This is a genomic window from Sphingomonas sp. (genome assembly GCF_035317925.1).
GTDB lineage: Bacteria > Pseudomonadota > Alphaproteobacteria > Sphingomonadales > Sphingomonadaceae > Sphingomonas_I.
This window is the reverse complement of record NZ_DATHFV010000066.1, coordinates 1-7,210: the sequence shown is the minus strand read 5'-3', so window position 1 is coordinate 7,210 and position 7,210 is coordinate 1. Positions and strand designations below refer to the sequence as shown.

At 66.5% G+C, this 7,210-nt stretch carries 4 protein-coding genes and 2 pseudogenes; all 6 read right to left on the bottom strand.

What is annotated here, in order from left to right; genetic code table 11:
- Positions 1-438: pseudogene (locus VK533_RS05095) on the bottom strand (hypothetical protein); the annotation flags it as partial.
- A 210-nt stretch (positions 439-648) separates the two neighbouring features.
- Positions 649-2,799, bottom strand: coding sequence for a prolyl oligopeptidase family serine peptidase (locus VK533_RS05090; protein ID WP_324375618.1), 2,151 nt, complete (start codon positions 2,797-2,799; stop codon positions 649-651).
- A 62-nt stretch (positions 2,800-2,861) separates the two neighbouring features.
- Entirely contained in the window at positions 2,862-3,557 is a 696-nt protein-coding gene (locus tag VK533_RS05085; RefSeq protein WP_324375616.1) for a response regulator transcription factor, read from the bottom strand.
- Positions 3,554-6,217, bottom strand: a complete 2,664-nt coding sequence (locus VK533_RS05080) for a sensor histidine kinase KdpD (RefSeq protein ID WP_324375614.1) — start codon at positions 6,215-6,217, stop codon at positions 3,554-3,556. Before VK533_RS05080 ends, VK533_RS05085 begins: the two co-directional genes overlap by 4 nt.
- Positions 6,214-6,804 carry a potassium-transporting ATPase subunit KdpC gene (gene kdpC / locus VK533_RS05075; protein WP_324375612.1) on the bottom strand — a complete coding sequence of 197 codons (591 nt, stop codon included), beginning with the start codon at positions 6,802-6,804 and terminating at the stop codon, positions 6,214-6,216. The genes VK533_RS05080 and kdpC overlap by 4 nt, the downstream gene beginning before the upstream one ends.
- A 105-nt stretch (positions 6,805-6,909) precedes the next feature.
- Positions 6,910-7,210 (bottom strand): annotated as a pseudogene (locus VK533_RS05070) (potassium-transporting ATPase subunit B); the annotation flags it as partial.

The following is a 7,210-nucleotide window of genomic DNA, read 5'->3' as shown; positions in this document are numbered from 1 at the left end:
GGCGGCAGCGACCGGGGCGGGAGCCTCGACCGGAGCCGGCGTAATGGCGCGCTGCGCTTCGACCGGCGCGGGCTTGGCAACCGCCGGGGCGGCCGCAGCCGGCGCAACATGGGTGACCGTACGCGTTACCGGCGCGCTACGCGTCGGCAGGGTCCGAGCGTCCGATGCTTCGGCAACAATATGCTCAACCGGCGTGCTCATCGTCCGCATCGCAGGCGCCGGGGCGGCTTCGACCGGAGCGGGTGCGACTGCCACGTCGGGCGTGGCGGTCTGCGCCGCGGCCGGCGGGGCCGAGACATCCGGGGCCGGCGGAGCGATGACGACCGGCGCAGCCTGCGTCGTGTCGGTGGCCTGCGCCAGCAACGAGGTTGAGGACAGAGCGATGACGGCGGCAAGCGCGGTCATGGCCGGGCGGATTGGGGTGCTGTGGTTGCTCATGTGAGACTAACCGTCGCAGGTCGATAGAGTTCGCCCCGTAGCGATGAAATGAAGCTTATATACGGTGAATTACCGCTGTTAATCTCATAGACAGGATCGGTTCATCTGGCAGACAGGTAATTAAATTGCGCTAGAGCAAATAGTAAAACTTAGACCACGGGTGTAACAATTATATTATTCGTCATTTAAGCAACACATAGGCTCGGTGGTTCACTGCGTCGGCTGCCATTTTCCAGCGCCAGAACGCCATAGTATAAAGGCTGTAATGTCAGCCTCTTCGGCATCGCGAGTAGCCTTGGTGGTACCGAGGCCATGTCCGGCTTTTTCTTCCAGCCGGAACAAGACCGGACGATGGCCCGGAATTTCCTGCAGTCTCGCCGCCAGCTTGGCGCCCTCCCAAGGTTCGACCCGCGGATCGTTAAGGCCGCCCGTGATCAGGAAGGCCGGATAGCGCGTACCGTCCACCACGTGCTGATAGGCGTCCATGGCGTAGAGATCCTTGAAGCCCTGCGGATCCTTGACGGTCCCGAATTCCGGAACGTTGGCAGGGCCGGCCGCCATCGTTTCCATGCGGAGCGCATTGACGTCGCCGACGCGGGCGATCGCGCCCGCGAACAGGTCCGGGCGCTCGGTCGCCGCGCGGCCGACCATGATGCCGCCCGCGGAGGTGCCGGTGATGAACAGCATGTCGGGCGTGGTATAGCCCTTGGCGATCAACGTCTCCGCGCAGGCGATCGCATCGCGCCAGGTGTTGGGCTTGGTCGGGCCCTTGCCGCCAAGCCGCCAGGGCTCGCCGAACTCGCCCCCGCCGCGCACCGCACATTCGGCGCGGCTCACCCCGGCGTCGATGTAAGGCATGGTGCGCGTGCCGAAATAGGGGAAGGACGAGATGCCGTAGGCGCCATAGGCATCGATCAGCATCGGCCGCGGCCTGATCGGGCCGGAGGGCCCGATCACCGTCAGCGGAACCTTCGCGCCATCCTTGGCGACGGCCCACAATTCGGTCACCTGGTAGCGCGACGCATCGATCCGCGGATGCGTGTCGAGCTTGAGATCGACCAGCTGCCGGGTCGACGGATCGTAGCGGTAATGCGCCAGGGGGCTCGCCCATCCGTCGAGCGCGACGATCGCGCCGGCATGATCGACGTCGGTCGCAAGGCCTTCGATAGAACCGCGCACAGGGAGTGCTACCTCCTCGACCTTACCATCGTTCGAGACGTGCAGCAGCTTGCTGTAGAGACCGGCGCGGGTCGCGACATACAGGCCGTCCGACGCCGCGCCGATGCTCTCCACCAATTGATCCTCGCGCGCCGGAATCACCGTCTGCGCCTGGGCCAGGCTGCCGCCGATCGGTAGCGCCAGCACCTTGAAGCGCGGCGCATCCTTGTGACTCAGGAGGAACAGCACCTTGCCATTGCTGTCGAAGCGGGTGACGCCGTCGGCCGGCGTGACCAGAGGCGTCCAGTTCTGCGCGCCCGCGCGAACCGCGTCGCGCTTGCCCCACCACAAGGTGATCTCGTTCTGGACGCCATTCTGCTCCATCAGCAGCATCGCATCGCTGTGCGGGATCTGCCAAAGCACCGGCGCGGCATCCACATTGGTGATCGGGCCCTTTTTCAGTCCCGGCCCGACCAGCGGTTGCGTTTCGCCCTTCAGATCCCAGAAGTCGGCAGTGATATTCTGATATTTCTCGGTTGGTTTCGCGTCGGGGCCAAGCTTCTGCAGCCGGGTGAAGAACAGGCCCGAGCCGTCGGGCAGCCAGTCGACTCCGCCGAATTGCGCGCGATCAACCGGTCCGGCGATCGCCTCGCCCGAAGCGACGTCGAGGATCGTCATCTGCGAATTTTCAGAGCCGCCGCTCGAAATGCCGACCGCGACCTTGCCGCCGTCATGCGATGGCTGGAACCAGTCGATCGCATAGGGCGCACCGCCATGCGCCTTCATCAGCGCGGCGGTATCCACCAGGGTCCACGCCTTCCCATTTTCCTTCACCCGCAGGTCGAATTGGTCCGCGCCTGGCGCGCGCTCGAGATAGAAGACGCGATCGCCGGCGCGCTGCGTGACGCCGACCAGCCCGAACTGGCCACCGAACGCGCTCATCGTCGCAAGAAAAGCCGGCTTGGGCCTGATGCTGTCGAGCAGCCCGTGCGTCCAGGCGCTTTGCGCCTTCATCCACGCGGTCGTCTCGGCATCCCGGCTTTCCATGTAGCGGAAACGATCAGTGACCTTGGTGCCGAAATAATCGTCCGTCACGGGCCGCGCGACGGCGGCGGGCGGCTGCGTAGCCGGCTCGACCGGTGGCGCGGAGATGGCAGGCGCGGCAACGCCGGCGACGAGGAGCGCGATCGACGAAAGCTTCATGGGAATCCCCCCGGATGATGCAGGGAGCCTACACATTGCGGACGCCGCCGCAACGGCACCGATCAGCCGGCTACGCCCATAAGGCGATATCCCACGCCCAGTTCATTGACGATGATCGCGGGTACGGTGGCATCATCCTCCAGCTTCTGGCGGATGTTGCGCACGATCACGCGCAGATATTCGATGTGGCGCTCGTAATCGCGGGGCCAGACCGCGGCGAGCAGCTTGTCGTGGGTGATGACGCGGCCAGGGAAGCGCGCCAGTTCGGCCACCACGGCGAATTCCTTGGGGGTGAGATGCACCTCTTCGCCCTTTTTGTGGATGCGGCGCTGGACGAGATCGATCGACACATCGCCCGCCTCGATCGACGCGCGGCCGCCATCGGCCACCAGCCGGCTGCGCAACGCCACCCGCACGCGGGCGAGCAATTCCTCCGTGTCGAACGGCTTGGTGACATAGTCGATCGCGCCCAGATCGAGCGCGGCGACCTTTTCGTCGGTCGCGTCGCGCGCCGATACGATCAGCACCGCGGCCTTCGATTTCTGCTGGATCAGCGGCAGCAGTTCGAGCCCGTCGCGGTCGGGGAGCCCCAAATCGAGCAAAACCACGTCGGGTGCATTCGCCTCGATCTCGGCCATGGCCTGGCGTGCCGATCCCGCTTCGGTCACGCGATAGTCCGCGCGCGTCAGCGTGCCGTGCAGCAGCCGGCGGATGTGCGGCTCGACATCGACGATCAATATCCTCGCGCTATTGCTCATTCTGTGTCCATTCCCTTGAACAAGGCCGTTTCGGGAAAGCGGATCGTGAAACGCGCACCCGCCGGCTCGCCGCGATTGGCGGCCTCGACTTCCAGCCCCAAGGCCTCGGCGAAACCCTTGACGATGGCGAGGCCAAGGCCGGTGCCGGCCTGCTTGCGATCCGATCCCTCGATCCGCTTGAAGGTTTCGAACACGTCGCGCTCGCGCCCGGGCGGTAGGCCCGGTCCTTCGTCCAGCACCGCGAGCGTCAGGCTGCCGGGCTCGCGCTCGGCCCGGATCACGATCGGCGTGCCCGGCTCGGCATAGCGGCCGGCATTGTCGAGCAGGTTGATCAATATGTGGTGGAACAGCTGCGGATCGACCCGCACCAAAGGCAGATCGGCCGCTACGCCCATCTCGATCGCATGTCCGTCGAGCGCACGGCGCGTGTCATGGACCGCGCTGGCGATCGCGTCGGCGAGATCGATCGCTTCGACCTTGAGCTTGAGCGCGCCCGCCTCGACCCGCGCCATGTCGAGCAGGTTGGCGACGAAGCGGTTGAGCCGCTGCGCCTCCGCCTCGATGCCGTCGATCAGCGCGGGCGTCGGATGGCTCCTGAGCTCGGCGGCGGATGCAAGGATCGCGGTCAGCGGCGTGCGCAGATCGTGGCTGACCGACGACAGCAAGGCCGCGCGCAACCGGTCGCGCTCCTTCAACTGCGCCATGCCCTGCATCTCGTCGGTCAGGCGCGCGCGCTCGATCGCGAGCGAGGCCTGATCGAGCAGGTTCATCAGCAAGGGCAGCTGATCCGACTTGACCGGTTCGCTGCCATCGTCGTGGCTCATGCCGATCGCGGCCAGCGTCTCGGACGCGTTGCGCAGCGGATAGAACAGCCAGTCCGACGCGGTCAGCGTGTCCGATCCGCGCCCCGCCGGCATGCCGCGCTCAAGCACCCAGCTCACCGCCGCCAACTCGATCGTGTCGAGCCGGTCTTCGGCGGGGTTGGCGGCGCGCACCTGCGGCCCGTCGGGCGACGCCACCAGCAGCACGGTGCGCACGTCGAAGATGCGGGCGATCTCGCCGCAGATCGCCTGGGCCAGCTCCTCCTCGCCCGTCGTCTTGGTCAGCTGCCCCAGGAAACCCGCCAGCGCGGCGTTGGCGCGTGCGCTCGACGAGGCAAGGTCCGCCTGCGCGCGGACGCGCGCCGCGAACTGGCTGGTGACGAAGGCGACGCCGAGCAGCACGATGATGGTGACGACGTTCTCGGGGTTGTTGATCGTCAGCGTGCCGGTCGGCGGCAGGAAGAAGAAATTGTAGGCGAGGCTGGAGGCGATGCCCGCGAACAGGCCCGCGCGCAGGCCGAACGAGCTCGCCGCGACCATCACCGGCAGAAGGTAGAGCAAGGCGACATTGCCGAGGTTGAGGATATGGATCAGGCCGCTCCCCAACGCGGTCACCGCCACCACCATCAGCGCGGTCCATAGATAGTCGCTGCGCCGCCCCCACGCGCCGGGCACGGATTTGCGCACGCGCTGCGGCGGCTGGGCCGGCTGCTCGGTCGGCAGGACATGGACCGCGACGCCGGGCATGCCACGCACCAGCCGGTCGACCACCGATCCGTGGCGCAATTCGAACCAGCGCGAGCGGATCGACTTGCCGACGACGAGCTGGGTTGCGCGCGCCTCCGTCGCGAACGCGGCCAGGCCTTCGATCACCGACATGGCCGGCACGGTGGCGACGGTCGCGCCCAACTGGCTCGCCAGGTTGAGCGTCGCGGCGAGCCGCTTGCGCTCATCCTCCCCCAGATTGCGCGTGCGCGGGGTTTCGACATGGACCGCCGTCCACGGCGCGCGCAGCGTATCGGCGATACGCTTGGCGGCGCGCACCAGCCCGTCGGCGCCGGGCAATTCGCTGACCGCCACCACGATCCGCTCGCTCACCGCCCAATTGCCCGCAAGCGCGTGCGTGCGGACATAATCGAGCATCTGCGCATCGACCGCCTGCGCCGCGCGCCGCAGCGCCAGCTCACGCAGCGCCGACAGGTTCGACTTGGAGAAGAAGTGCGCCAGCGCGCGCGTCGCTTCGTCGGGGACGTAGACCTTGCCGTCCTTGAGCCGCTCGATCAGCTCGTCGGGCGGAATGTCGACCACCTCGATCTCGGCGCTTTCGAGGATGCGGTCGGGAATCGTCTCGCGCACGCGCACCCGGGTGAACGAGGCGACGACGTCGTTGAGGCTTTCGATATGCTGGACGTTGATCGTCGAATAGACGTCGATCCCCGCCGCCAGCAGCTCCTCGACATCCTGGTAGCGCTTGGGATGACGGCATTCGGGCGCGTTGGTGTGGGCGAGCTCGTCGACCAGCACCAATTGCGGCTTGCGCGCGAGGATGGCGTCGAGGTCCATCTCGCTGAGCTTGCGCCCCTGATAGTCGATCTGTTTGCGCGGGATGACCTCGTGCCCCGCGATCAGGGCCTCGGTCTCCGCACGGCCGTGGGTTTCGACCACCCCGATCACGACGTCGACGCCGGCGCGGCCGCGCGCGGCGCCGTCGGTCAGCATCTCATAGGTCTTGCCGACGCCGGGCGCGGCGCCGAGAAAGACCTTGAGCTTGCCGCGCGACTCCTGCTCCGCCTGGCGGAGCAGGGCCTCGGGATCGGGGCGGTCGTCGCTTGCGCTCACCGGGCGGGTTTAGCGCTTTCACTATCCAGCTGTCGATTGAGGAGCAGCACGTTGACGCGGTCCTCGCCGATAAAGCCGAGGAGCGGATGCGCGGTTGCGCTCGCTACGATCGCGCGCAGCCGCCCCTCGTCGATCCCACGCGCCTTGGCGACGCGCGGAACTTGATAAAAAGCCGCCTCGGGCGTGATGTCGGGATCAAGGCCCGAGGCGGAGGCCGTAACCAAGTCCAGTGGAACGGAACTACCTGGTACGGAAGCTTGCAAAGTCTTGATGTCGCCGGCGACGCGATCGTGCAGCGCCTGGCTGGCCGGGCCGAGATTCGAACCGGCCGAGGCGAGCGGGTCATAGCCTTTGCCCGCCGCCGACGGACGCGGATGGAAATAGCGGTCGGTGGCGAAGCCCTGCGCGAGCAACTCCGAGCCGACGACCTGGCCCTTGTCCTCGATCAGGCTGCCATTGGCCTGATGCGGGAAGACGACCTGACCGATGCCGGTGAGCGCGAGCGGGTAGGCGATGCCGAGCAGCAACGCGAACAGCAGCGTCATGACGATCGCCGGCCGCAGCGAGGAGACAAAATCCTTGTTCATCATGCTTTCCTTAGAAATCTTCGTAGCGTGGCAAATGGGCCGGGACCGCCGATTGACTCCCGCAACGAGCCCGGCCCACCCTCAGCCTCCTGATGGAGAGGCCGATCACGCCAGCCCCACACCATTGACCACCAAGTCCACGAGCTTGATGCCGACGAACGGCGCGACAAGGCCGCCCAGCCCGTAGATCGCCAGATTGCGCCGGAGCAGCGGTCCGGCTCCCACAGGGCGATACTTCACCCCCTTGAGCGCGAGCGGCACCAGCGCGGGAATGATCAGCGCGTTGAAGATGATCGCCGACAGGATCGCACTCGATGGCGAGCGGAGATGCATCACGTTGAGAATCGCGAGTCCCGGATAGAGGACGATGAACATCGCGGGGATGATCGCGAAATATTTCGCGACG